20 protein-coding genes are annotated in these 23,774 nt (G+C 72.4%); 15 read left to right on the forward strand and 5 right to left on the reverse strand.

Going from position 1 to position 23,774, the window contains the following annotated elements:
• Positions 1–16 precede the first annotated feature (16 nt).
• The 4 genes from EDF51_RS01510 to EDF51_RS01525 are packed head-to-tail and all read right to left on the reverse strand — an operon-like array spanning position 17 to position 4,400.
• Positions 17–1,021: a Gfo/Idh/MocA family oxidoreductase gene (locus EDF51_RS01510; RefSeq protein WP_123292635.1), complete on the reverse strand. Its 1,005-nt coding sequence runs from the start codon at positions 1,019–1,021 to the stop codon at positions 17–19.
• Positions 1,022–1,065: 44 nt separating this feature from the next.
• On the reverse strand, positions 1,066–2,457 hold the full coding sequence (locus EDF51_RS01515) for an ABC transporter substrate-binding protein (protein WP_166673474.1): 1,392 nt from the start codon (positions 2,455–2,457) through the stop codon (positions 1,066–1,068).
• Complete coding sequence (locus EDF51_RS01520; protein ID WP_134193632.1) at positions 2,454–3,398, reverse strand: carbohydrate ABC transporter permease; 945 nt, start codon at positions 3,396–3,398, stop codon at positions 2,454–2,456. The genes EDF51_RS01515 and EDF51_RS01520 overlap by 4 nt, the downstream gene beginning before the upstream one ends.
• Positions 3,399–3,401: 3 nt before the next feature.
• Complete coding sequence (locus EDF51_RS01525) at positions 3,402–4,400, reverse strand: sugar ABC transporter permease (RefSeq protein WP_111085648.1); 999 nt, start codon at positions 4,398–4,400, stop codon at positions 3,402–3,404.
• Positions 4,401–4,534: 134 nt separating this feature from the next.
• Here EDF51_RS01525 and EDF51_RS01530 point away from each other — a divergent pair, with 134 nt between their 5' ends.
• The gene (locus EDF51_RS01530) at positions 4,535–5,815 is read left to right on the forward strand and encodes an ROK family transcriptional regulator (RefSeq protein WP_166673475.1); all 1,281 of its coding nucleotides are present in this window, start codon (positions 4,535–4,537) and stop codon (positions 5,813–5,815) included.
• 93 nt (positions 5,816–5,908) lie between these two features.
• A complete protein-coding gene (locus tag EDF51_RS01535; RefSeq protein WP_134193636.1) occupies positions 5,909–6,718 on the forward strand; it encodes a DUF1684 domain-containing protein in 810 nt (269 codons plus the stop codon).
• A 201-nt stretch (positions 6,719–6,919) separates the two neighbouring features.
• On the opposite strand, the gene EDF51_RS01540 is transcribed toward EDF51_RS01535, so the two are convergent.
• Positions 6,920–7,480, reverse strand: a complete 561-nt coding sequence (locus EDF51_RS01540; RefSeq protein ID WP_131878808.1) for a histidine phosphatase family protein — start codon at positions 7,478–7,480, stop codon at positions 6,920–6,922.
• A gap of 62 nt (positions 7,481–7,542) precedes the next feature.
• On the opposite strand from EDF51_RS01540, the gene EDF51_RS01545 reads away from it, so the two are divergent.
• The 13 genes from EDF51_RS01545 (at position 7,543) to EDF51_RS01605 (ending at position 23,333) form a co-directional block, all read left to right on the forward strand.
• Positions 7,543–9,027 carry a reverse transcriptase family protein gene (locus EDF51_RS01545; RefSeq protein ID WP_131878806.1) on the forward strand — a complete coding sequence of 495 codons (1,485 nt, stop codon included), beginning with the start codon at positions 7,543–7,545 and terminating at the stop codon, positions 9,025–9,027.
• A 95-nt stretch (positions 9,028–9,122) separates the two neighbouring features.
• Entirely contained in the window at positions 9,123–10,343 is a 1,221-nt protein-coding gene (locus tag EDF51_RS01550; RefSeq protein WP_131878804.1) for an acyl-CoA dehydrogenase family protein, read from the forward strand.
• A 171-nt stretch (positions 10,344–10,514) separates the two neighbouring features.
• Entirely contained in the window at positions 10,515–11,351 is an 837-nt protein-coding gene (locus EDF51_RS01555) for an LLM class flavin-dependent oxidoreductase (RefSeq protein ID WP_165932328.1), read from the forward strand.
• Positions 11,348–12,625, forward strand: coding sequence for an NtaA/DmoA family FMN-dependent monooxygenase (locus tag EDF51_RS01560; RefSeq protein WP_207913227.1), 1,278 nt, complete (start codon positions 11,348–11,350; stop codon positions 12,623–12,625). Before EDF51_RS01555 ends, EDF51_RS01560 begins: the two co-directional genes overlap by 4 nt.
• A gap of 277 nt (positions 12,626–12,902) precedes the next feature.
• Positions 12,903–13,289, forward strand: a complete 387-nt coding sequence (locus tag EDF51_RS01565) for a carboxymuconolactone decarboxylase family protein (RefSeq protein ID WP_133936670.1) — start codon at positions 12,903–12,905, stop codon at positions 13,287–13,289.
• Positions 13,290–13,299: 10 nt separating this feature from the next.
• Positions 13,300–14,505, forward strand: a complete 1,206-nt coding sequence (locus EDF51_RS01570) for an LLM class flavin-dependent oxidoreductase (RefSeq protein WP_131878798.1) — start codon at positions 13,300–13,302, stop codon at positions 14,503–14,505.
• A complete protein-coding gene (locus tag EDF51_RS01575; protein ID WP_131878796.1) occupies positions 14,502–15,938 on the forward strand; it encodes an NtaA/DmoA family FMN-dependent monooxygenase in 1,437 nt (478 codons plus the stop codon). The genes EDF51_RS01570 and EDF51_RS01575 overlap by 4 nt, the downstream gene beginning before the upstream one ends.
• Positions 15,935–16,957 (forward strand): LLM class flavin-dependent oxidoreductase, encoded by a 1,023-nt coding sequence (locus EDF51_RS01580; RefSeq protein WP_134193638.1) that lies wholly within the window; start codon positions 15,935–15,937, stop codon positions 16,955–16,957. The genes EDF51_RS01575 and EDF51_RS01580 overlap by 4 nt, the downstream gene beginning before the upstream one ends.
• Positions 16,954–17,982, forward strand: coding sequence for an ABC transporter permease (locus tag EDF51_RS01585; RefSeq protein WP_134193640.1), 1,029 nt, complete (start codon positions 16,954–16,956; stop codon positions 17,980–17,982). The genes EDF51_RS01580 and EDF51_RS01585 overlap by 4 nt, the downstream gene beginning before the upstream one ends.
• Complete coding sequence (locus tag EDF51_RS01590) at positions 17,979–18,872, forward strand: ABC transporter permease (RefSeq protein WP_134193642.1); 894 nt, start codon at positions 17,979–17,981, stop codon at positions 18,870–18,872. The genes EDF51_RS01585 and EDF51_RS01590 overlap by 4 nt, the downstream gene beginning before the upstream one ends.
• A complete protein-coding gene (locus EDF51_RS01595; protein WP_134193644.1) occupies positions 18,869–20,506 on the forward strand; it encodes an ABC transporter ATP-binding protein in 1,638 nt (545 codons plus the stop codon). The genes EDF51_RS01590 and EDF51_RS01595 overlap by 4 nt, the downstream gene beginning before the upstream one ends.
• Positions 20,503–22,152, forward strand: a complete 1,650-nt coding sequence (locus EDF51_RS01600; RefSeq protein ID WP_134193646.1) for an ABC transporter substrate-binding protein — start codon at positions 20,503–20,505, stop codon at positions 22,150–22,152. The genes EDF51_RS01595 and EDF51_RS01600 overlap by 4 nt, the downstream gene beginning before the upstream one ends.
• On the forward strand, positions 22,149–23,333 hold the full coding sequence (locus EDF51_RS01605; RefSeq protein ID WP_134193648.1) for an LLM class flavin-dependent oxidoreductase: 1,185 nt from the start codon (positions 22,149–22,151) through the stop codon (positions 23,331–23,333). Before EDF51_RS01600 ends, EDF51_RS01605 begins: the two co-directional genes overlap by 4 nt.
• Positions 23,334–23,774 lie beyond the last annotated feature (441 nt).

Consider the following 23,774-nt stretch of genomic DNA (forward strand, 5'->3'; position numbering starts at 1 on the left):
TGGACTGCTGGGGCGGTCAGGCGGGTGCGCCGACGAGGGCGTCACTGGTCGCGGGCTGACCCGCGGCGTCGTTCGCGGCGACCACCAGGCGGGTGAGCTCGACGGCGCGGGCGAGGTTGTCGTCGGCGCGCGTGTCGGCGGCGATGTGGTCCACCCACTGACCGAAGGCGTCCTGGGCGTCGGCGGGGACGTCGAGGGTGACCGGCTCGTCGCCGTAGGCCGGTCCGCCGGCGGTGAGTCGGGCCTCCTGGTCGGAGTACGCGAGCCAGCCCCGGGTGCCGGCCACGTCGATCGTGAACGGTGTGCCCGCGACGAAGCCGGCCTCGATGACGCCGATCGCCTGCGAGGCGTAGCCGACGGTGACCACGGCGTGGTCCTCGACCGCGCGGCCGGTGTAGGAGCGGTAGACGGCCTCGACGGTGTCGGGGCGGGCGCCGAGGAACAGCTGCGTCAGGTAGACGGGGTGGCAGCCGAGGTCGGTGAGGGCGCCGCCGATCGCCGTCGCCGGGTCGAAGAAGCGCTCCGGCAGCCACGGTGCGACGGCACCGTCGTGCGAGAGCCGGACGCGGGAGTACGTGACGTCGCCGAGGCGGCCCGCGTCGAGCTCGCGCCGGATCGCGGCCGTGTAGCCGTGGTAGAGCCGCGGGAGCGAGACCACGAGCGTGACCCCGGCCGCGTCGCAGGCGGCGATGACCGCGTCGCACTCCTCGACGGTGGGGGCGAGGAGCTTCTCGGTGAAGACGTGCTTGCCGGCCGCTGCCGCGCGCTCGATCACGTCGCGGTGGACGTCGGTCGAGGTCGTGATCGTGACGGCGTCGACGTCGGTGCGGGCGAGCAGCGCATCGAGGTCGTCGGTGTACTCGACGCCGAACCGTTCGGCGCCGGCTCGGCCGCGCTCGGTGTCGTCGTCCCAGACGGCCACGAGCTCGGTGCCGGGGTGGTCGACGGTCTGCTGTGCGTAGTCGCCGGCGTGGACGTGCCAGAAGCCGAGGACGGCGACGCGCAAGGGGGTGGAGGGCATGTGTCGGTGGTTCCTTTCGTGGGGGACGACCAGAGCGTTCCCGCTCAGATCCGGACCTTGTCGTAGTCCTTCGGCAACTTGAACGGCGAGTAGGTCTGCATCATCGGGTCGACGCGGTTCTGCGCCCGCTCGACGGCTTCCTGCGGACTCGCGGTGCCGAGGAGGACGCTCGACCGCGCGTCGGCGAGGGAGTCCCACCACGCGCCGCCGACGGGCAGCGGCGGGCGGCAGGTGGACGCGCCGATCGACTCGGTGAAGAAGCGGATCGACTTCGCGGAGCCCTTCGGGTCCTGGAGCGCCGCGATGTTCGACGGCACGCTCGTGGCCGGCACCATGTAGGTCTCCTGGCCCTGCTTGCTCGTGAAGTACTTCATGAGCTCCCACACGGCCTTGTTCTTCTTCGAGCCCTTCGGCACGCACAGCGCGAAGCCACCGGACCACGTGTACTTGTCGCCGCCGTCCTGCTGGGTCGGCAGGTACGCGGTGCCCCAGTCGAGGTCCTTCGGGCCGTAGTTGTCGAAGGTCTGGATGGTGGAGGGGACGCTGACCATGAACGCCAGCCGGTCCGCCATGAACGCGGTCTGTCCGGGCGGGTGCCCGGTCGGCTCGTAGGTCGCGATGAAGGTGTCGGCGTCCTTGTAGCCGTACCGCTTCGCCCAGTCCTCGTAGAACTCGAAGATGCTGCGGACGCTCTTCGAGTCCATCGTCATCTTCGAGTCCTGCTGGTCGAAGTACGACGCACCGAGGCCGAGCCCCCACGTGAACGGCCAGCCTTCGCCGTACCAGGGGAGCAGTCCCATGTGGGTGTAGTTGCCACCGGACTTCTTCGTGATGCGTTCGCTGACGTCCCACATCCGGTCCATGCTCACCGGTCCGTTGTGCTCCCAGTCGAACTCGTCGGGGTCGATCCCGGCGCCGGTGAGCATCTTGCGGTTCACGAACATGCCGCGGGCGTCGGTGTCGTGGGGGAGGCCGTAGGTCTTGCCCTGGTAGCTGACCTCGCCGATCGTGAACCCGAGCCACTGCGCCAGGAACTCGTCCTTCGGCTGGTCCTCGAACTCCTCGATCATGTCGTCGATCGGTTCGATGAGGCCGATCGCCGCGTACTGCGCCGCACTGAACCGGTCGAGGAGCCACAGGTCGGGGGCGGTGCCGCCGCGCACGGCCGTGATGATGCTCGTGGCGTCGCCGGTGCCCTGCGACGGGACGACGTTCACCTTGACGTCGACCTCGGGGTGGATCTTGTTGAAGTCCTTGATCACCTTCGTCTGGAACGGCACGAACGTGCCGGTGACACCCCAGATCGTGACCTGGTTCGGGTTGCTCCGGCCGCTCGAGCCGGACGCGCACGATGCGGCGAGGAGCGCGAGCGCCCCCGCACCGCCGGTCGCGGCCGCACCGCGCAGGAACGTTCGTCGGTCGAATGCGCTGCTCACTTGAAGCTCCCGATCTGGACGCCCTTGATGAACGTCCGCTGGAACACGAAGAACAGGACCACGAGCGGCAGGATGATGAGCACCGATGCCGCCATCAGCTGGTTGAACTGGAAGTCCTGTGAGTTGTTGAGGCGGAAGATCTGCAGGCCGATGGACAGCGTCTGCACGTTCTCGTCCTGCAGGTAGATGAGCGGCCCGAGGAAGTCGTTCCAGGCACCCACCGCCGCGAAGATCCCGACCGTGACGAGCGCCGCCTTGGCCTGCGGGAAGACGATCCGCCAGAGGATGCCCCACTCGGAGGCGCCGTCCATCCGCGCCGCGTTGAGCAGGTCCTTCGGGATCTGCAGCAGGAACTGGCGGAGCAGGAACACGTAGAACGCGGACCCGAACAGACTCGGCACGATCAGGGGCAGGAAGGTGTTGATCCAGCCGAGTCGGGCGTACAGGTCGAACATCGGGATGAGCGTGACGGGGAACGGGATGAACAGCGTGGCGAGCACGACGTAGAACACCTTGTCGCGGCCGCGCCACTCGAGGCACGAGAACCCGTACGCGATCACGAGGTTCGACACCATCAAGAAGAGCGTCACGCAGACCGTGATGATGAGCGTGTTCCGGAAGAACGTGAAGAACGGCATCGCGTCGATCGCCTTGCCGAAGTTCGACCAGTCGAGCCACTGCGGGAACCAGGTGGGCGGGAAGGCACCGAGTTCGGAGTTGCCCTTCAGCGCCGAGATGACCATCCAGTAGATGGGGATGAGGAACAGCAGGCTCATCGCGATGAGGAGCACGCGGGCGAGGACGGACGACCACGGCGAGCGGATCGAGCCGTCGGCGTTCCGGGAGCGGTCGTCGGCACCCTTGCGACCGCGGGGCCGGACGGACTCGATCGACGAGGTGACGGTGTCGCGGTCCGGGTGTCGTTCAGTGCGCAGTGTCATCGGTCACTCCCCGGTCACGTCGTAGTTGACGAAGCGCTTGGACAGCCAGTACACGAGTCCGGACAGGATCATGCCGGCCAGGAACAGCAGCACGGCCATGGCGCTGGCGAACCCGAGCTGCGCGTAGCTGAACGCGTTCTTGTAGAGGTAGAGCATGTAGAACAAGGTCCCGTTGTCCGGGCTGCCGAGTCCTCCGGTGCCGGACGAGATCACGTACGCCTCGGTGAAGACCTGCAGGCCGTTGCTGATGCCGGTGATCAGGTTGAACAGGATCACGGGGGAGAGCAGCGGCAGCGTCAGCGCGAAGAACTGCCGGAGCGGTCCGGCCCCGTCCACGCGAGCGGCTTCGTACAGGGTCTTCGGGATCCCGCGCAGCCCGGCGAGGAAGATCAGTGCCGCGTTGCCGGCCCCCATCTGCGCGAGCGCGACGATGACGAGCTTCGCCGTGGTCGGGTCGCCGAGCAGGTTCGTCGCCGGGATCCCGACGAGCTTCATGACCTGGTTGACGAGGCCGGTCTGCGGGTTGACGAGCACCACGAAGATGAACGCCAGCGCGAAGGTCGGGATGAGCGACGGGATGTAGAGGGCCGTCCGGTACCAGCCGATCTCGCGGACGTCCTGGTTCATCGCGATGGCGATCACGATGGCGATGACGATCCCGACGGGCACCGCGATGACGGCGTAGAACAGGGTGTTGCCGACCGCGGTGTGCACGAGCGGGTCGATGAACGCGGCGACGTAGTTGGCGAACCCGACCCAGGTGATGTCGGCCATGCCCGAGTACCGGGTCAGGCTGATCGCGAACGAGTAGATCAGGGGGTAGGCGATGAACACCAGCACGCCGAGGATCCACGGCGAGATGAACGCGATGCCGACGCGCAGCCGACGCTTCTCGGCCGGGGTCCACGGATGCTTCTCGCGTGGTCGCCGACGGACCGCGACGTCACCGCCCGTGCGCGTCCGTGGTGGTGCAGTGGTTCCGGATCGTGCGGTCGTCGTCACGAGCGTCCCTTCCGACCCCGTGCCACGCCGGTGTGGCACGGGCGAATCCGTCGTCGGACGGGCGAACCGATCGCACCGTCGCGGTTTCAATCCAATTGATTGACAAATTCGTATGACCAGAGATGCTAGGGACCATGTCCGAGCCGCGTCAACCCCTTCCTGACACCGTGGTGCAGGGCAGAACGGGCGGCACGAACCTCGTGCGCGTCGGGGTCCAGAACCGTGCGCTGGTGCTCGATCTCGTCCGTCGCCGGGGACCGTTCTCCCGCGCCGAGCTGATGCGTGCGACCGGGCTCAGCGCGCAGACGGTGTCGAACATCGCGGCCGGACTCGTGGCAGCGGGACTCGTGCGCGAAGCACCGGGCGGCGGGCGACGACTCGAGGTCGTCGCGGGGTCGCGGTCGGCGATCGGGGTCCACCTCGACCCGGCGCACCTCGTCGTCGTGCGCACCGACCTGACCGGAGCCGTGCTGGCCGTCGAGCACGTCGACCTGGACGCGACGGACGACCCGGCGCGGACGCTCGACACGATGGCGGCGGCGGTGCACCGGGTCCGCGGCGACGGCAGTCGGGCCCGCTCGCGCACGGGCGTGCCCGCCCCTGCCGGCATCGGCCTCGCCGTCCCCGGCTCGATCGACCCCGACGGCGTCCGGATGGGCACCCCCGCGCAGTTGCCCGCCTGGTGGTCGCTGCCGGTCACCGACGAGCTCGCCGCCTGGACGGGTCTGCCCGTGCGGCTCGAGAAGGACGGCGTCGCGAGCGCCCTCGGCGAGGTCTGGTCCGCTGCCGGTGCCGACGACCTGGTCTCCGTGTTCCTCGGCCACGGCATCAGCGCCGCGACGGTCGCCGCGGGCGAGGTGGTCCGCGGCGCGACCGGCAACGCCGGCGAGTTCGGTGGCATGCCCGTCGAGGCGCACGGCCGCTGGACCGAGGTCTGGGAAGCCTGCCAGCCCCTGCAGCAGGTCCGGCGCGGGATCGACGCCGGGCTGCTCCCCACGGGCATCCCACTCGACCGCGCTAGCGACGTCCGGCACGCGTTCGAGCGGCTCTGCGCGACGCCGTCCGCGGCGCCGCTGGTCGCCGAGGCCGGCGCCGCCCTCGGATCCGCGCTCGCCCACGTCGTCGAGCTGCTCGACGTGCCACGCGTCGTGATCGGTGGCAGCGCGGCCCTCGCCGGCGGCGACGTCTTCATCGCTGCCGTCCGTGAGCGGCTCGCGGTCCGCCTGCCGAACGGGCCGTTCCCGACGGTCGCGGCGACCGCCTTCGGCGAGGCCTCGGTGGCCCGTGGCGCCGCCTGCGCGGTGCTGCAGGCCGACCTCGCCGTGCCTGCCCCCGTCGGCCGCGGCGCCGGCGTCGGTACGGGGCGTCGACCGGGAGGCCCGGTGCACGTCCGCAGCATCGCCCACCCCTGGTGAGCGGGAGGGTCCAGGGCGTCGGGTCGGCCGTGCGCGTGACGTCGCGCGACGGGGACGTCGCGTTCGCGGCCCGGGCGTCGTAGCGTCGGGGGCATGAGCACGACGACGCCGACCGCACCCGACTCCGCCACCGAGTGGGCGGCCTGGCACGACGCCCACGAACGAGCCCGGGCGAGCGAGCACGGCTTCCTCGCCATCACGAGCATCCGGTGGCTGACGAGCACGCCCGAGCGGTTCGACGACGCCCCGGGCACGTGGTCGACGGGCGAGGACGGCCCCGTCGTCGAGCTCGCGGACGGCGAGACGATCACGGTCGACGGGCAGCCGGTCACCGGGACGCACCGCTTCGGACCACTGCCCGAGCGCTCGAGCACGAACGTCGTGTGGCAGGACGGCGACGAGACCGTCGTGATCGAGGTCGCCCGTCGTGGCGGCAGTGACGTCATCCGGCCCCGGCACCCGGGTAACCCGACCCGGACCGAGTACCCCGGCACCCCGACGTACGAGCCGTCGGACCGGTTCGTCGTCGACGCGCACTTCGAACCGTTCGACGAACCGCGCGAGGTCACCGTCGGCTCGGTCGTCGACGGGCTGCAGCACGTGTACGCAGCGCCGGGCGTCCTCACCTTCGACCTCGACGGGCCGCGGTCGCTCCTCGCGTTCAACGGGCACGGTGACGGTCTGCACGTCCTGTTCACCGACCGCACCAGTGGCGTCACGACCTACGCCGCGAACCGGAGCCTGGACATCGCCGCCCCGGATGCCGCCGGCGCGACCCGGATCGACTTCAACCGCGCCACGAACCTGCCGTGCGCGTACACCGCGCACGCCACGTGCCCGCTGCCACCGGCCGAGAACCGGCTCGACGTCGCGGTCGAGGCGGGGGAGCGGCTGCCCGTCTGACGCCGCCGCCGCGGTACGACGCGGTACGACGTCCTCGATGTCGTTCGCTGCGTGTGCATCGTCCGACACTCCACGAGGTGATCGACTCGTGGAACGTCGGAACATGCACGCGCACTCGATGCGTGCGCAAGAGACGACGATCCACCCGTTGATCAACGAGTGGAACGTCGGAACATGCACGCGCACCGGCCGGCGTGCGCCTCAGCCTGAGGGCACGCGCTGCCAGGTGCTCGTCGCCCGCCACGCCCGCGCATCGAACGCGAACACGCTGCCCATGCCGGGTTGGTCGAGCGCGCGTGACACCGGCGCTCCCGTCAGGTCGGCGAGGAGCAGCGCCCCGACCGCACCGTGCGACACGATGGTCGCGTCGCCCGCCGCAGTGCGCCGCCGGACCGCTCCGACGATGCGCGCCTGGGCGTCGACGGCCCGCTCCCATCCGCGGACCGATCGGGTCGGCTCCGCGAAGAACCGGTCGACGACACCCTCGAACTCCTGCGGCGGCAGGTAGCCCGTCGCGCTGCGGTCGATCTCGCCGAGCAGGGGATCCTGCGCGGGCACGAGCCCGACCGCGGCCCCGAGCAGCTCGGCGGTCTCGACGGCCTTGCGCTCCGTGCTCGACACGAGTGTCCGGACGCCCGGATCCCAGGCCAGCGGACCCGACCGCGCTGCGCGTGCGCGTCCCGCGGCGGAGAGCCCCCACGACTCGATCGGCTCGGCGGGTTCCACGACGACCTCGGCGTGGCTCAGGAAGTACGAGACCATCCGGCGATCCTGGCACGGACCGGGGTGGTGCGCGCGTCGGGGGCCAGCCGTAGGGTGAGCGCGTGGAGTTCCCGGGGGAGGCGGCCGGCGCGCGTGACGCGTCGACCTCTCCGGGGTCACCCCGGGGCACGCAGGACCAGCAGGACGACACGCCCCGAGCAGGCGAGCGCGCTCCGCGCGCGACGCTGCACGGAGGCACCGACAGGTCCTCCGGGAACCCCACGCCCCGCTCCGTCGTCACCGCGGCGCTGGCCGATGCGTTCCTGACCGCCGAGCGGTGGGCGGCGGACGAGCTGGCGGCCGCCGGGTACGTGGTCGTCGGCGTCGAGCGCGCGTACGTCGGGCTCGCGGTCGCCGCTGCGCTCGAGGCGTACCCCCGGCCACCGGTGGACGCTCCGCGCCAGCTCGCCGCCGTGCTCGCCGTCGCACCCCGGCTCGTGGCGCTGCACCGGTCGCGCGAGGACCGCCGGCCGGTCCGTGTGCTCGTGCGCCGGGCCACCGCGGTGCGTGCCCGTCCGGAGACCGCGAGCCCGTTGCTCGTCGACACCCTGCCCGAGCTCGCCCGGGCCCTCGACCTCACCGTCGGCCGGTTGCTCTGGCTCGCCGACACCCGCGCGTGGAACCGTCGCTCCGGGCCCTCGAGCCCGCTCCACCACTACCGGCACGAGTGGATCACCCGACCCGGTCGAGCACCGCGCCTGCTCGAGAAGCCGATGGACATGCTCCGCCGCACGCAACGGACGATCCTCGACGAACTCCTGACGATGTTGCCCGTGCACGACGCCGCGCACGGGTTCGTGGCCGGGCGGAGCGTCGTCACGGGAGCGGCCGTGCACACCGGCCAGCAGGTCGTGGTCACCGCCGACCTCACGACGTTCTTCGCGAGCGTCAGCGCCCCGACGGTCTACGGCGTCTTCCGGGCCGCTGGGTTCGCTGAACCGCTCGCGCACGTGCTGACCGGGCTGTGCACCCACCGGGTTCCGGTGCACGTGCTCAGCGCGATGCCCGCCGGCGGCTCGCCGGAGGAACGCCACGCGCTCCGCCAGGCGCTGGCGACGGCGCACCTGCCCCAGGGCGCACCGACGTCGCCCGCGCTGGCGAACACCTCGCTCCGGCACCTCGACACCCGGCTGGCCGGGTGGGCCGGCGCCGTCGGCGCGGTGTACACCCGCTACGCCGACGACCTGACGTTCAGCGGGGGCGACCAGCTCGCCGCGCGACCGGACGCGTTCCTGCGGGGCGTCGACCGGATCGTGACCGAGCAGGGGCACCGCCTCAACCCGTCGAAGACCCGGGTGCGGCGCCGCGGGGACCAGCAGTCGGTCACGGGCGTCGTCGTCAACGAGCGGACCTCGCCCGGGCGCCGCGAGGTCGAGCGGCTGCACGCCGTCCTGCACAACGCCGCGGTGCACGGGCCGGCCTCCCAGAACCGTGCGGGACACCCCGAGTTCCGGGCGCACCTGCTCGGGCGCATCGGGTGGGTCGAGCAGGTCAACCCGGGCCGGGCCCGACGGCTCCGCGAGGAGTTCGCGCGCATCGTGTGGTGAGGCCGTCGGCGCACCGTGTGACGTCCGGTTGCGCTCGGTTGCCCCGCGTTGCGGTGCCCTGCCGCGCGCCGTGCGCACCTGGGTAGCGTGCCGCCATGTGTCCGAGTGAGCTCCCGGCCGACGACCGCTACGACGCGCTGATCGCGCCGCTCCGGCCCGTGATCGAGCGGATCGGTCTCGACGCCCGCCAGCGGGAACGCGAGGAGCGTCTCGCCACGGAACAGCTCGGCTGGCTCGTCGATGCCGGCTTCGCACGGTGGCGGACGCCGGTCGCGTGGGGAGGCGTCGGTGCCCGTCTGTCCGACGTCTTCCGGGCGATCGCCGAGATCGCCGAGGTCGACCCGAACCTGGCGCACGTGTGGCGGAACCACTTCTCGTTCGTCGAGGACCGCGTGCACGCCGAGGGCACCGCCTTCGACCGTGCGATCGTCACGCGGCTCGGCGACGGCGAGTTCGTCGGCGGCGGGTGGAGCGAGTCGCCGAACACGACCGGGGTCGACCTCACCACGCGGATCGTCCGTGACCCGGACGGGTCCTGGCGGTTGACCGGTCGGAAGTTCTACTCGACGGGCAGCGTGTACGCCCGGTGGATCACGGTGCTGGCGGTCGACGACACCGGTGCGAAGTCCGTCGCGCTCGTCGACGCCTCCGACCCCGGGGTGCTGATCGGCGACGACTGGGACGGCTTCGGCCAGCGGATCGCCGGCAGCGGGAGCGTGACCTACACCGACGTGCCGGTGCCCGACGAGCGGGTCCTGCCGTACGCGACCCGGTACCCGTACCAGGAGCAGTACTACCAGACGGTGATGCACGCGATCCTGGTCGGCATCGGCCGCGCTGCCCTGCGCGAGGGCGTCGAGGCGCTGCGGTCCCGGGCGCGCGGACACCACAACGGCACCGCGGCGGATCCGACCCACGATCCGGAGCTGCTGGGCGTGATCGGCACCGTCGATGCCCGGGTGCACGCCGCCGACGCCGCGTTCGCCGCGAGCCTCGGCCCGGTGGACGCGGCTGTCGACCGGCACACCGCCCTGCGTGCGGCCGGTGCGGACCCGTCGACGGACCCGGCGCTGCGTGCGGCGCTCGAGCGCAGCTGGGTCGCGGTGGCGCGCGCGCAGACCATCGTCACCGACGCGGTGCTCGACGCGACGACGCTGGTGTTCGACGCGCTCGGGTCCTCGGGGACGTTCCGCTCGCTCGGCCTCGACCGGCACTGGCGGAACGCCCGCACCCTGGCGTCGCACAACCCGCGCGTGCACAAGCGCCGCATCGTCGCCGACCTGCTCGTCAACGGTGCGAGTCCACTCGACCGCTGACGGCAGACCGCTGAGCGCTCCGCCGTAACGGACCGTAACGGGGCGCAACCCGCCGACACCTGCGTGCAGCGTGCCGAGGTGAGCACCTACGGTCGGTGCACCGGCTCGCCACGGACGCTGGGGAGGTGACCGTGGCGGGCCGTTCTGCGCACCTCGAACGGGAGGACCACCGTGACCACCGCGCCCAGCACCCCCGCACCGCTCATCGTCGCCGTGCCCGACGCGGACCTCGCAGCGGCGGCCGCCACACCCGGCGGCATCGCCCGACTCTCGGTCCGCATCGTCGGTTCCGGAGCCGCCGTCGTGGCGATCGGCACCGATCGCCTCGACGCGGCGACGAGCACCGGCCACCGACTCGACCCGACGACCGCGGCGCTCACCCTCGGCCGTGCCCTGCCGGAGCACGGGTTCCTCGTCGCCGTGGCACCGACCCGCGAGCACCCGTACAACGTCGCCCGTCGGGTGCTCTCGCTCGACCACGTCCTGGACGGCCGGGTGGGCATCGTCGTCGGCGCCCGGGACCACGGCGCACCGAGCACCAGAGCCCCGAGCACCGGAGCCCCGAGCGCCGGCGCACCGCACGACCCTGCCGAGTTCGCCCGGGTGCTCCGCGGGCTGTGGCGCACCTGGCCGCTCGACAGCATCGTCGGGGACCGCACGTCGGGGCTCTTCGCGCACACCGACCGGATCCGACCGCTCGACCACGACGGCGGGCCGGACGGCTACCGCGTCCGGGGACCGCTCACGACGCCGTCGAGCCGGCAGGGCGAACCCGTCCTCGCGGTCTGGCACGACGTCGACGTGCCCGGGGCGGACCTCGTGCTCGGGGGCGCGGCGCACCCGCTCGCACCGCTGCCGGGGGCGACGGACGGGGCGGAGTCGCACCGGGCCTCCCGGTCGACCGTGACGCGACCTCCACGACCGACGCGACCAACGCGACCGACACGTCCGACGCTCCGCGCCCTGCTCGGGCTGGCCGTGCCGGACGCCGCGGCGGTGACCGCGTGACGGGCGCTGGCGGCGACGCCGGCCTGATCCTCGGCGTGAACCTGCAGGGCTTCGGGCAGCGTCCGGCGGCCTGGCGCACCCAGGACGTCGACCCGACCGACCTGCTCACGGCCGAGTTCTGGGGCGACCTCGGGCGCACCGCCGAACGCGGGCTGCTCGACATGGTCTTCTTCGCCGACCACCCGGCGTTCGGCGACCCGAACGTCCGCGCCTACGGACTGCTCGAGCCGTTCGTGGCGCTCGGGGCGATCGCCGACGCGACGAGCCACCTCGGGTTGGTCGGCACCGCATCGACGACGTACAACGACCCGTTCGACGTCGCCGAGCGGCTGCTGTCGCTGGACACGGTGTCCGGCGGGCGCGTCGCCTGGAACGCCGTCACCACCTACGACCGCTCGGTCTCCGCCAACTTCGGTGTCGCGACGAACCCCGACCGGCCCGAGCGGTACGCCCGCGCGGGGGAGTTCGTGGACCTCGTGACGGCGCTCTGGCGGTCCGCCGCGACGGGGGAGCCGGTCGTCCACCACGGCGAGTTCCTCGACCTCGAGGGCGTGCTCCGGGTCCCACCGTCGGCGCAGGGGCACCCGGTCGTGTTCCAGGCCGGGGGATCGCCGCACGGTCGTGACCTGGCGGCGCGGGTCGCCGAGGGCGTCTTCGCCGTCGAGCTGACGCCGGAACCCGCCCGCGAGCACCTGCGTGCGGTCAAGGTCGCCGCCGAGACGTACGGCCGGAGCTCGGCCGACGTCGCCGTCGTGCCCGGACTGTCGCTCGTGCTCGGCAGCACCGAGGCCGAGGCGCAGCGCCGGTTCGACGAGCTCGAGGCCCTCGCGCCGGACGGTTACTCGGTCCGGGCGCTCGGGACGCACCTCGACGCCGACCTGTCGGGGCTCGACCCGGACGCGCCGATCCCGTCGGCGGTCCTCGACCGCGAGGTCGACCCGGTCACCTACGGGCCCTCGCTCGGCTACCACGAGACGGTCGTGCGGTGGGTGCGGGCCAACAACACCTCGTTGCGGGACGTGCTGCGGGGCTTCGGCGGGTACGGCGCCCGCATCGTGGTCGGCACGCCCGAACAGGCTGCCGACACCATCGAGGACTGGTACCGCACCGGTGCCGCCGACGGCTTCAACCTGATGATCGACGAGTTCCCGCGGGGCCTCGAGACCGTCGTGGACGAACTCGTGCCGATCCTGCAGCGCCGCGGGGTGTTCCACCGGTCGTACGAGGACGTAACGTTGCGCGGGCGGTTCGCGGCGCGCGCCCGGGGGCTCTGACGCCGCACGGTGCGCGGTCCGCGGTACGGCCGCGCTGCCGCACGGTGCGAGGTTGGTCACCCCGTGCGGGCTTGCAGCCCCGCACCAGGTGATCAACCTCGCACCGCCGGCCAACCCCGCCGCCGGCCGACCGCCGCCGCCGCCGCGCGGCCGCGCCCGCGCCGCGCGTGACGCCGTGTGACGGCCGGCCGGAGGCACCGTGTCACACGGCGACACCGCCGGTCACGGTCCGCAACACCCGTCGCCTCGGGGCCCCGACCGCCCTAGCGTCGCCGACATGACCGACTACCTCGACCGCGAACAGGACAAGACCTTCACGAAGGTCTACAAGCAGCAGACCCCGGACATCCTCAAGGCCTTCGTCCAGTTCGACGAGTCGGTGTTCCAGGCCGATCGCCGCGCGATCCCGCTGAAGTACCGCGAGCTCATCGCCCTCGCCGTCGGCATCACCACGCAGTGCGTCTACTGCATCGACGGCCACAGCCAGCGCGCCGTGACGGCCGGTGCGACCGAGGCTGAACTCGCCGAGGCCGCCTGGGTCGCCACGGCCATCCGCGCCGGCGGTGGGTTCGCGCACGGCCGGCTCGGCTTCAAGTTCGGCGCCGGCGCGGCCCCCGCCGACCCCGCACCGGCCGCCGCCGACCACGCCGCGCACACCCACTAGGAGGACTGCCATGCCCGACCGCATCACCCTCGTCACCGCGCTGCAGGGCGCCGGCTGGCACCCCGCCGCCTGGCGCGTCGCCGGCCCGGCCGCGCAGCGCCTGTCGAGCCTCCGGCACTGGCGCGACGTCGTCGTCGAGCAGGACCGGCTCGGCATCGACGCCGTCACCATCGAGGACTCGTTCACCGCGGGCCCGACGGCTGCCGACCACGACCTCGACACCACGACCGTCGCCGGACGGCTCGACGCCCTCCTCGTCGCGAACGCGGTCGCCCCCGCGACCCGCGCCGTCGGTCTGGTGCCGACCGTCTCGGTGACGCACACCGAACCGTTCCACGTCGCCACGGGCCTCCAGACCCTCGACCACGTCTCGCTCGGGCGAGCCGGGTGGCGGATCCAGGTGAGCCCGACGACCCGCGAGGCGGCCCTGTTCGGCCGCCGCCCCGGCGGCGACACCGCCGCGGACCTGTTCGACGAGGCCCGCGAGGCGGCGGAGGTCGTGTCGCGCCTCTGGGACAGCTGGGACGACGACGCGATCATCCGCGACGTCACGACCGGCCGGTTCATCGACCGCGACCGGATCCACAACGCCGAGTACGCGGGCCGTCACCTGTCCGTGCACGGCGCGTCGATCGTGCCGCGGTCGCCGCAGGGCCGGCCGCCGGTCTTCGCTCTGGCCCACCGCGCCGACGCTGCCGCGTTCGCCGTGGACGCTGCGGACGTCGTGCTCGTCACGCCCGGGTACCAGGGCCGGGAGGCGCGGGACCTGTTGGACGAGGTCCGTCACCTCGAGCAGGTGGCCGGGTCGGACGTCCGTCGTCCGGTCCTCGCCGACCTCGCGGTGCTGATCGGGTCCTCGACCGCTGCCGCGGCCGACGAGCTCGCCGCGCTCGACGCCGCTGCCGGTGCCCCGTACGCCGTCGGCTCCGGCTCGGACACGTCCGTGCTCGCGACGACAGTGCCCGAACTCGTGTCGCTGATCGGGGACCTGCGGGGCCTCGGTTTCGCCGGCGTCCGGCTCCGCCCCCTGCGCATCCCGATCGACAGCACCGCCATCGCCAGGCAGCTCGTCCCCGCCCTCGTCACCGCCGGGCTCCGCGCCGACGTGACGTCCCGTCCCACCGCCGACCTGCGCACGCGGCTCGGCATCGCCCCGGCGGTCAGCCGGTACGCGTCCGCACCCGCCGGTTCCGTCTCTGTGGAGGTCTCAGCATGAGCACCAAGCGTCAGGTCCACCTCGCCGCCCACTTCCCCGGCGTGAACAACACCACGATCTGGAGCGACGACCGCGCCGAGAGCCAGATCGCGTTCTCGTCGTTCGAGCACTTCGCCCGCAACGCCGAGCGCGGGTTCTTCGACTTCCTGTTCCTCGCCGAGGGCCTGCGGCTCCGCGAGCAGAAGGGGCGCATCCACGACCTCGACGTCGTCGGGCGCCCGAACACCCTCGCGGTCCTGGCCGCCCTGGCCGGGGTCACCGACCACATCGGTCTGGTCGGCACCCTGCAGACGACGTTCAACGAGCCCGTGGAGCTCGCGAAGCAGCTCGCCACGCTCGACCACCTGACCGACGGCCGTGCCGGGTGGAACGTCGTGACGAGCTCGGACGCGTTCCACGGCGCGAACTTCCGCCGCGGCGGGTTCCTCGACCACGCCGACCGGTACACGCGCGCCGCCGAGTTCATCGCGCTGTCCCGCGAACTCTGGGACTCGTGGCAGGCCGACGCCGTCGTCGCCGGCACCGCCGCGGGCGGCGCGCTGGCGGACGGCGTGTTCGCCGACCGGTCGCGCATCCGCGACGTCGACCACCACGGCGCGCAGTTCGACGTCACCGGCACGTTCCCGGTGCCCCGCAGTCCGCAGCGGCACCCGGTGATCGTGCAGGCCGGTGACTCCGACGAGGGGCGCGACCTCGCCGCCACGAACGCCGAGGTGATCTTCTCGCTGCACACCGAGTTCGACGACGCGCAGGCGTTCTACCGCGACGTGACCGAGCGGCTCGAACGGGTCGGACGGTCGAAAGACGAGCTGCAGATCCTCCCCGGCGCGACGTTCGTGATCGGGTCGTCGGCGGAGGACGCCGAAGAACGGTCGAACGCCATCCGTCGTGCCCAGGTCAGTCCGGCCACGGCGATCGCGTTCCTCGAGCAGGTCTGGAACCGCGACCTGTCGTCGTACGACGTCGACGGCCCGCTGCCGACGATCGAGCCCGACTACGAGGGCACCGCGATCACCCGCGGGCGCGCACGGCACACCCGCGACGTCCCCGCCCTGGTACGGTCCTGGCGGGACCTGGCCGAGGCCGAGCACCTGTCCATCCGCGACCTCGTCATCCGCGCCTCGACCCGCGGCGGGTTCGTCGGGACGGCGTCGTACATCGCCGCCGAGATCGACCGGTACGTGCAGGAGCGCGCCACCGACGGGTTCGTCGTCGTGCCGCACACCAACCCGTACGGCCTCGACGAGTTCGTCGACACGGTCGTCCCGCTGCTGCAGGAGCGTGGCGTCTACCGGCAGTCCTACGACGAGGGGGCGACCCTCCGGCAGACGCTCGACCTGCCCGGCACGATCCGCGACCGTTCGGCCGCCGCACGCACGGCCGCTGCGGCGGGTCCGGCGCGTGCGGCAGCGTCCGCCGGGGTGCTCGCGTGACGATCTCGAGCCTCGCGATCCTGGTCCCCGGCAACTTCGAGGACGACGCCCCAGCCGACGGTCTCGAGGCCACCCTCGACCTGTTCGCCACGGCCGAGCGGCTCGGCGTCGACGGCGCCTGGGTCCGGCACCGGCACCTCGAGCACGGCATCGGCTCGGCCGCGGTCTTCCTGGCGGCGGCGTCGCAGCGCACCACGTCCATCGAGCTCGGCGTCGCCGTCGTGCCGATCGGGTGGGAGAGTCCCTTCCGCCTGGCCGAGGACTTCTCGCTCGCCGACGTCCTGGCGCACGGTCGGCTGCAGGTCGGGCTGTCCACCGGGTCGCCGCACGCCGAGATCCTCGGCGACCTGGTGTTCGACGGTGACTGGCGCGCCTTCGACCGTGGGTACGGGCGGGTCTCCCGGTTCGTGGAGAACCTGCGCGGCGCGTTCCTCGGCGCGGACGACACCGTCATCCAGAGCCCCGGGAACCTCCAGCGCCCCCGGCTGCAGCCCTACGCGCCGGGTCTGGTCGACCGGGTCTGGTACGGCGGCGGGTCGCTCCGGTCGGCCTCCTTCGCCGGCAGTTCCGGGCTCAACCTGCTGCTCGGCAACCTCACCTCGGGCGAGGGCACCGACGACCACGGCACCGCCCAGCGGAACCAGCTCGCCGCGTACCGCGCCGCGCTGCCGACCGGGCGAACGCCCCGCGTGGCCTGGGGCCGGTGCGTCGTGCCGACCGACTCGGCCGACCGGGTCTCGCGCGAGCGGTACCGCACCTGGTACGAGTCCCGTCTCGCACGGCAGACCGCGCCCCAGGGACCGCGGCGGACCCTGTTCTCGGCCGACCTGGTGGGGCCCGCCGAGCAGATCGTCGAGCAGCTCGTGCACGACGCCACGCTCGCCGAGGTCGACGAGTTCCGGGTCGAGCTGCCCTACGAGTTCGCCGGTGACGAGTACGAGCAGATCGTCTCGGACGTCGTGGCGAAGGTCGCACCGGCGCTCGGGTGGACGCGCGCCCGGACGGCGGTGGCTGCATGACCCGCTACGTGCTCTCCCGCATCGGCCAGGCCGTGCTCGTGCTCTGGGCGGCGTGGACGATCTCGTTCTTCGTCCTCTACGTGCTGCCGAGCGACCCGGCCCGCATCATGGTCGGCCCGGACGCCACCGACGTCACGGCGGCGCAGCTCGACGCGCTCCGGCACCAGTACGGCCTCGACCAGCCGGTGCTCGTGCAGTACGTCCAGCACCTCGGCGCCCTGCTCACCGGCGACCTCGGCCGCTCGATCGGGGTCGGTCGACCGGTCGCCGACGTCATCGGCGAAGCGATCGCGCCGACCGCCCAGATCGCGGTCGCCGGCCTCGTGCTCGCGATCGTGTTCGGCGGCGGGATCGCGGTCCTGGCGACGTGGACCCGGAACCGGGCCCTCGGCCAGTTCCTGCTCCAGCTGCCCCCGATCGGCGTCGCCGTCCCCGGGTTCTGGTTCGCGCTGCTGCTGGTGCAGTGGTTCTCGTTCGGGCTGCACGTGTTCCCGGCATTCGGTGGCGAGGGCCCGGCGTCGGTCGTCCTGCCGGCGATCACCCTGGCGCTGCCGACCGGTGCCACGATCGCCCAGCTGCTGTCGAAGTCCCTCGTCCAGACGCTCCGCGAGCCGTACGTGGACACCGCGTACGCCAAGGGTGCCGGGCGGTGGCGGGTACAGCTCCGGCACGCGCTCAAGAACGCTGCGCTGCCCGCACTCACCGTGACGGGACTCATCGTCGGGCAGCTGTTCTCCGGCACCGTCGTCACCGAGACGGTGTTCTCCCGCCCGGGCCTCGGCCGGGTCACCGCCACCGCCGTGCAGCAGCAGGACATCCCGGTCGTGCAGGGCATCGTGCTGCTCGCCGCCGCGGTCTTCGTCGTCGTGAACCTGGTCGTCGACCTCGTGTACCCGCTGCTCGACCCGCGCGTCGTCGTCGCCGGCAGCCGTCGGAAGCTCCGCGACCACGACGGAGCGACACCGGGAGCGACGCCCGGCACCACCCCGTCCGGCACCACCGAACCGAAGGCGGTCCCCGCATGACCGAGACCACGGAGCTCGCGATCGGCCGCCCCGTGTCGCTCACCACCGACCGCCTCCCCGGCGGCACCACGACGGCGCTCCGCGCGCTCGTCGCCCGTCCGACGCTCACCGTCGCCATCGTCTGGCTCGCCCTCGTCGTCCTCGCCGCGCTCCTGCCCGGAGCACTCACCCACCACGACCCGCTCGCCGCCGATCCGGCCGCCAAGCTCACCGCTCCCGACGCCGCGCACTGGTTCGGCACCGACCAGCTCGGCCGCGACCTGTACGCCCGCGTCGTGCACGGCACCGCGCTCACACTGCAGGCCGCGGTCCTCGCGATCGTCATCGGCCTGGTCGGCGGCTCGCTGGTCGGGCTCGTCGCCGGTTTCGTCGGCGGGGTCGTCGACGCCGTGCTCATGCGCGTCGCCGACGTCCTGCTCGCGATCCCGAGCCTGCTGCTCTCGCTGACGATCGTCACCGTGCTCGGCTTCGGTACCGTGAACGTCGCGGTGGCGGTCGGCGTCGCGAGCATCGCCACGATCGCCCGCATCATGCGTTCCGAGGTCGTCCGGGTCCGCACCGCGCCGTACGTCGAGGCCGCGAGCGCGAACGGCAACCGCTGGTGGCGCGTGCTGCTCGTGCACGTGCTGCCGAACGCGGCCGGTCCCGTCCTGGTGCTCGCCGCCCTCGAGTTCGGCACCGCGATCCTCGCCGTCTCCAGCCTGAGCTTCCTCGGCTACGGCGCGCAGCCTCCGCAGCCCGAGTGGGGTTCCCTCGTCGCCACCGGGCGCGACTACATCGCGTCCTCGTGGTGGCTCACGACCATCCCCGGCCTGGTGATCGCCGTCACGGTGCTCGCCGGCAACCGCGTCGCCCGCGCGCTCGACACCGAACGGAGGGCCGTCCGATGAGCCTGCTCAGCATCCAGGACCTGACCGTCACCTACGGCCGCGGGAGCAGCGCGCGCACCGCGCTCCACGGCGTGTCGCTCGAGGTCGGTCGCGGCGAGCGCGTCGCCATCGTCGGCGAGTCCGGTTCGGGCAAGTCGACGACGGCGCACGCGGTCCTCCGGCTCCTGCCCGCAGCGGCGGACCTGACGGGAGGCACGGTGCGGCTCTCCGGGGCGGCCGACGGAACCGGGGACCTCGACCTGGTCACCGCGACCGACCGCCAGGTGCGGTCCGTGCGCGGCGTCCGGATCGGCTTCGTGCCACAGGACCCGACGGTGTCGCTCAACCCCGTGACGCGGATCGGCACCCAGGTCGCCGAGGTGCTCCGGATCCACGGACTCGCCACCGACGCCGAGGCCCGGGAACGCGCCGTCGAGGAGCTCCGCCGTGCCGGCATCGACCGTCCCGAGCTCCGCGCGCGGCAGTACCCGCACGAGCTCTCCGGCGGGATGCGGCAGCGGGTGCTCATCGCGATCGCCCTGATCGGCGACCCCGAGCTGCTCGTGGCGGACGAACCGACGAGCGCGCTCGACGTCACGGTCCAGCGGACGATCCTCGACCACCTGGACTGGCTCGTCGCCGAACGGGGCACGAGCGTGCTGTTCATCACGCACGACCTCGGGGTCGCCGCCGACCGGGCCGACCGCATCGTCGTGATGTCCGAGGGGCGGATCGTCGAGCAGGGCACCCCGGCCGAGGTGCTCGGCGCGCCCCGTGAGCCGTACACGCGCGCACTGATCGCAGCGGCGCCCAGTCTCGACGACCTGACCGCGTCCGTGGGACTTGCCACGGGCCTCCCGTCCGACCGCCCCGACCCACTCGTCGTCGCGACCGGACTGCGGAAGTCCTTCGACCGCGTGACCGCCGTCGACGGGGTGGACGTGACCGTCCAGCGGGGCCGCACCCTGGCGCTGGTGGGGGAGTCCGGGTCGGGCAAGTCGACCACCGCGCGCCTCGTGCTCGGACTCGAACGCCCGGACGCCGGCAGCGTGCGGTTCGACGGCGCCGACGTGGGCGGAGCCCGCGGTGCCGCGCTGCGGGCGTACCGGCGGCAGGCGCAGATCGTGCAGCAGAACCCGTACGCGGCGCTGCACCCGCGGTTGTCGGTGGGGGCGGTGATCGCGGACCCGCTCGCGGCCTTCGGCATCGGCACGCGGCGGTCCCGTACGGCTCGGGCGGCGGAGCTGCTCGACCTCGTCGCGCTGCCGTCGTCCGTGCTCGGTCGTCGACCGGCGGAGCTGTCCGGCGGACAGCGGCAGCGTGTGGCGATCGCCCGCGCGCTCGCACTCGACCCGTCGTTCATCGTCCTCGACGAACCCGTCTCCGCCCTCGACGTGTCCGTCCAGGCGCAGATCCTCGACCTGCTCGCCGAGCTGCAGTCGACGCTCGGCGTCTCGTACCTGTTCATCTCGCACGACCTCGCCGTCGTCCGTCGCATCGCGCACGAGGTGTCCGTCCTGCGGGGCGGCCGCGTCGTGGAGCACGGCGACGTGGCGCAGGTGCTGCACGACCCGCAGCACGAGTACACGCGCGCACTGCTCGACGCGATCCCGGGACGATCCCGGCGCGTCCCCACCACCGAAGGAGTCTCATGACCACCCACCGCACCCCGTTCCGTCTGGTGGCCGCGATCGCGGCCGGCACCGCGGCGGCCCTGGTCATGGCGGGCTGCTCGTCGGGCGGTACCGCGTCGACCTCCTCCTCGTCGTCGAAGCCCGTCGACGGCGGCTCGCTCACGTACGCCATTGCGAACGACCCGATCACGCTCAACCCGACGGGTACCGGCGCGGGCAACGACACGCTCGCGATCACGCGGCAGCTCGTCGACTCGCTGCTCTGGCAGGACCCGTCCGACGGCTCGCTCAAGCCGTGGCTCGCGACGAAGTACTCGGCGAACGCCGACGCCACCGCGTTCACGTTCGACCTGCGCTCCGGTGTCACGTTCTCGGACGGCACCGCGTTCGACGCGACGGCCGTCAGGGACACCTTCGACGACATCGCCTCGGCCGGCGCATCGAGCACGGCCGCCGCGTACTTCTCCGGCTACGAGGGGACGAAGGTCGTCGACGACGACACGGTCGAGGTCGAATTCGGGGCGCCGAACGCCGCGTTCCCGAACGCCACGTCGTCGGTCGCCCTCGGCATCGTCGCCCCGAAGACCACCGAGACCCCGTTCGAGGACCGCGCCGACGGGAAGGCCGTGATCGGGACCGGACCGTTCACGCTGCAGTCGTACACGAAGAACACGTCCACGATCCTGACGAAGCGAAAGGACTACGACTGGGGTCCCGCAGCCCGCGGCGGCTCCGGGGCAGCGCACCTGTCGAAGGTCACGTTCCAGGTCGTGCCCGAGGCGAGCGTCCGCACCGGCAGCCTGCAGTCCGGGCAGCTCGACGCGATCAGCAGCGTGCAGCCGAGCGACGTCGACACCCTGCAGGCGCAGTACGACCTCGTCACCCGCGCCAACCCGGGCCAGGTGTTCGGGCTGACGTTCAACCAGAAGCGGCCGATCGTGTCGGACCTCGCAGTCCGGAAGGCGATCGCACAGGCCGTCGACCCGAAGGCGGTCCGCGACACCTCGCTGAACGAATTGTTCAAGGTCGCGGACTCGGTCCTCGGGTCGACGACGCCCGGGTACGCGGACACGTCGTCGGGTTCGTCCACGTCGTCGGGTTCGGCCACGTACGACCCGAAGGCCGCGGCGGCCGCCCTGGACGACGCCGGGTGGGAGAAGGACTCCGACGGCATCCGCTCGAAGAACGGCACGAAGCTGCAGCTCAAGCTCGTCTGGATCACGAACTTCGGACCGAACCAGACGTCCCTCGAGCTGATCCAGCAGGAGCTGAAGAAGGTCGGCGTCGGCGTCACGCTCGAGAGCGGGACCGTGCCGCAGTACCTCGCCAACCTGACGAGCGGCGACTGGGACCTGTCGTGGGACAACAGCTCGCGCGCCGACGGTGACGTCCTGCGTTCGAAGTTCTCCAGCTCGGGTGCCCAGTCGATCGGTGCGTCGGACAAGACGCTCGACGCGCTCTTCACGAAGGAGCTGTCGCAGTCGTCGGCGTCCGACCGGTCGGCCACCTTCGGGGAGATCCAGCAGCGCATCGCGTCCCAGGTCGACTTCGTCCCGGTGCACGAACTCACCAGCATCATCGCGCCGGCGACGGACGTGCACGGCATCGTCTTCGGGGCCGACACCCGGCTCGACCAGCTGACCGGCGCGTGGAAGGACGCCTCGTGAGCGCCGCTGGCTCCGTCCCGCTCTCGGTGCTCGACCTGGTACCGCTCACCGCCGGGTCGTCCGCAGCCACGGCGCTGCACCGCACCGTCGACCTCGCCGTCGCCGCGGAACGTGCCGGGTACGCCCGCTACTGGCTCGCCGAGCACCACCTCAACCCCGGTGTCGCGGGCAGCGCGCCGACCATCGTGATCGGAGCGGTCGCCGCGGCCACGTCGACGATCCGGGTCGGCAGTGCGGCGACGCTCGTCGGCAACGTCCGCGGGCTGCAGATCGCCGAGACCTTCGGCACCCTCGCGGCGCTGTACGGGCCGCGGATCGACCTCGGGCTCGGCCGCTCCGGGGCGCCGGCACCCGGCACCCCCAAGCCGCCGTCGCTCGCGCCCCGTTCGGACGAGGTCGTCGACGGACTGCTCGTGCCCGCACCGTTCGACTTCCACATCGCACCGGGCAGCCGGTTCGCCCTGCAGGGGGAGCTGCTCGGACGCGTCCCCGGTGACGTCGACCGGTTCGAGGGCGAACTGTCGCTCATCCGGGCGCTGTTCGCCGGCACCTGGTCGCGGGACGGCGCCGTGGTCGAGGCGCCGCCGGCAGCAGGAGCGTCGGTCGAACTGTGGATCCACGGGTCGACCGGCGGTGAGAGCGCCCGGGTCGCCGGAGCACTCGGACTGCCGTACGGCGCGAACTACCACACGTCGCCCGGCACGGTCCTGGCGTCGGTGCAGGCCTACCGCGACGCGTTCCGCCCGGGGGTGCTCGAGGCACCGCACGTCATCGTGTCGGCGGACGTCGTCGTCGGGCGCACCGAGGCCGAGGCCGCGGAGCTGTCGCTCGGGTACGCGGAGTGGGTGCACTCGATCCGCTCCGGCGTCGGGGCGATCGAGTACCCGACGCCGTCCGCGGCACGAGCTGCGCCGCTCGCTGCGGCAGAGGCGGCGTCGGTCGCCGATCGGCTCGCCACCCGGTTCGTCGGCGACGCTGCGGCCGTCGCGGACCGCCTCGAGGTCCTGCAGCGGGCGACCCGCGCGGACGAGCTCCTGGTGACGACGATCACGCACGACCACGACGCCCGGGTGCGTTCGTACGAGCTGCTCGCGGCGGAGTGGGCGGCGCGGGGTGCTGGTGCTGGTGCTGGTGCTGGTGCTGTGCGTGCCGGGGCTGGCGTGGGTGCCGGGGTGCGCTGACCGTACTGGTCCGCGTCGACCCGGAACGACGAGCTCGATGTCGCACGACATCGGGCTCGTCGTTCGTGCGCGCGTGCAACCGGCGGCGCGCGGAAGGAGCGACACCGTGGTCGTCGTGCGACGTCGACGATGTCGTTCGGGGTCGGTGCGCGTGCGGCCGGTGCGTGTGCATGTTCCGACGATCCACCTGTTGATCGTCAGGTGGATCGTCGTCTCTTGCGCATGCATCGAGTGCGTGTGCATGTTCCGACGATGCACGCGTCGATCCCCTCGTGGAATGTCGGACGATGCACGCGCAACGAGCGACATCGTGGTCGTCGTGCGACGTCGACGATGTCGTTCTGCATCGGCGCCGACCACCCGCGCGCGCACAGAACGACTCCCTCGACGTCGTGCGACATCGAGGGAGTCGTTCCGAGTCGTTCGGACCCGGCGAACCCG

This window comes from Curtobacterium sp. PhB25, from assembly GCF_004365375.1.
In the GTDB taxonomy this organism is placed as follows: Bacteria; Actinomycetota; Actinomycetes; order Actinomycetales; family Microbacteriaceae; genus Curtobacterium.

What these genes read in the sequence shown, in the direction of transcription:
- EDF51_RS01530 (WP_166673475.1), top strand. Translation starts at nt 4,535, where the DNA reads ATGTCCGAGCCGCGTCAACCCCTTCCTGACACCGTGGTGCAGGGCAGA.
- EDF51_RS01510 (WP_123292635.1), bottom strand. Translation starts at nt 1,021, where the DNA reads ATGCCCTCCACCCCCTTGCGCGTCGCCGTCCTCGGCTTCTGGCACGTC.
- EDF51_RS01590 (WP_134193642.1), top strand. Translation starts at nt 17,979, where the DNA reads ATGACCGAGACCACGGAGCTCGCGATCGGCCGCCCCGTGTCGCTCACC.
- EDF51_RS01595 (WP_134193644.1), top strand. Translation starts at nt 18,869, where the DNA reads ATGAGCCTGCTCAGCATCCAGGACCTGACCGTCACCTACGGCCGCGGG.
- EDF51_RS01565 (WP_133936670.1), top strand. Translation starts at nt 12,903, where the DNA reads ATGACCGACTACCTCGACCGCGAACAGGACAAGACCTTCACGAAGGTC.
- EDF51_RS01535 (WP_134193636.1), top strand. Translation starts at nt 5,909, where the DNA reads ATGAGCACGACGACGCCGACCGCACCCGACTCCGCCACCGAGTGGGCG.
- EDF51_RS01600 (WP_134193646.1), top strand. Translation starts at nt 20,503, where the DNA reads ATGACCACCCACCGCACCCCGTTCCGTCTGGTGGCCGCGATCGCGGCC.
- EDF51_RS01585 (WP_134193640.1), top strand. Translation starts at nt 16,954, where the DNA reads ATGACCCGCTACGTGCTCTCCCGCATCGGCCAGGCCGTGCTCGTGCTC.
- EDF51_RS01520 (WP_134193632.1), bottom strand. Translation starts at nt 3,398, where the DNA reads ATGACACTGCGCACTGAACGACACCCGGACCGCGACACCGTCACCTCG.
- EDF51_RS01575 (WP_131878796.1), top strand. Translation starts at nt 14,502, where the DNA reads ATGAGCACCAAGCGTCAGGTCCACCTCGCCGCCCACTTCCCCGGCGTG.
- EDF51_RS01540 (WP_131878808.1), bottom strand. Translation starts at nt 7,480, where the DNA reads ATGGTCTCGTACTTCCTGAGCCACGCCGAGGTCGTCGTGGAACCCGCC.
- EDF51_RS01550 (WP_131878804.1), top strand. Translation starts at nt 9,123, where the DNA reads ATGTGTCCGAGTGAGCTCCCGGCCGACGACCGCTACGACGCGCTGATC.
- EDF51_RS01570 (WP_131878798.1), top strand. Translation starts at nt 13,300, where the DNA reads ATGCCCGACCGCATCACCCTCGTCACCGCGCTGCAGGGCGCCGGCTGG.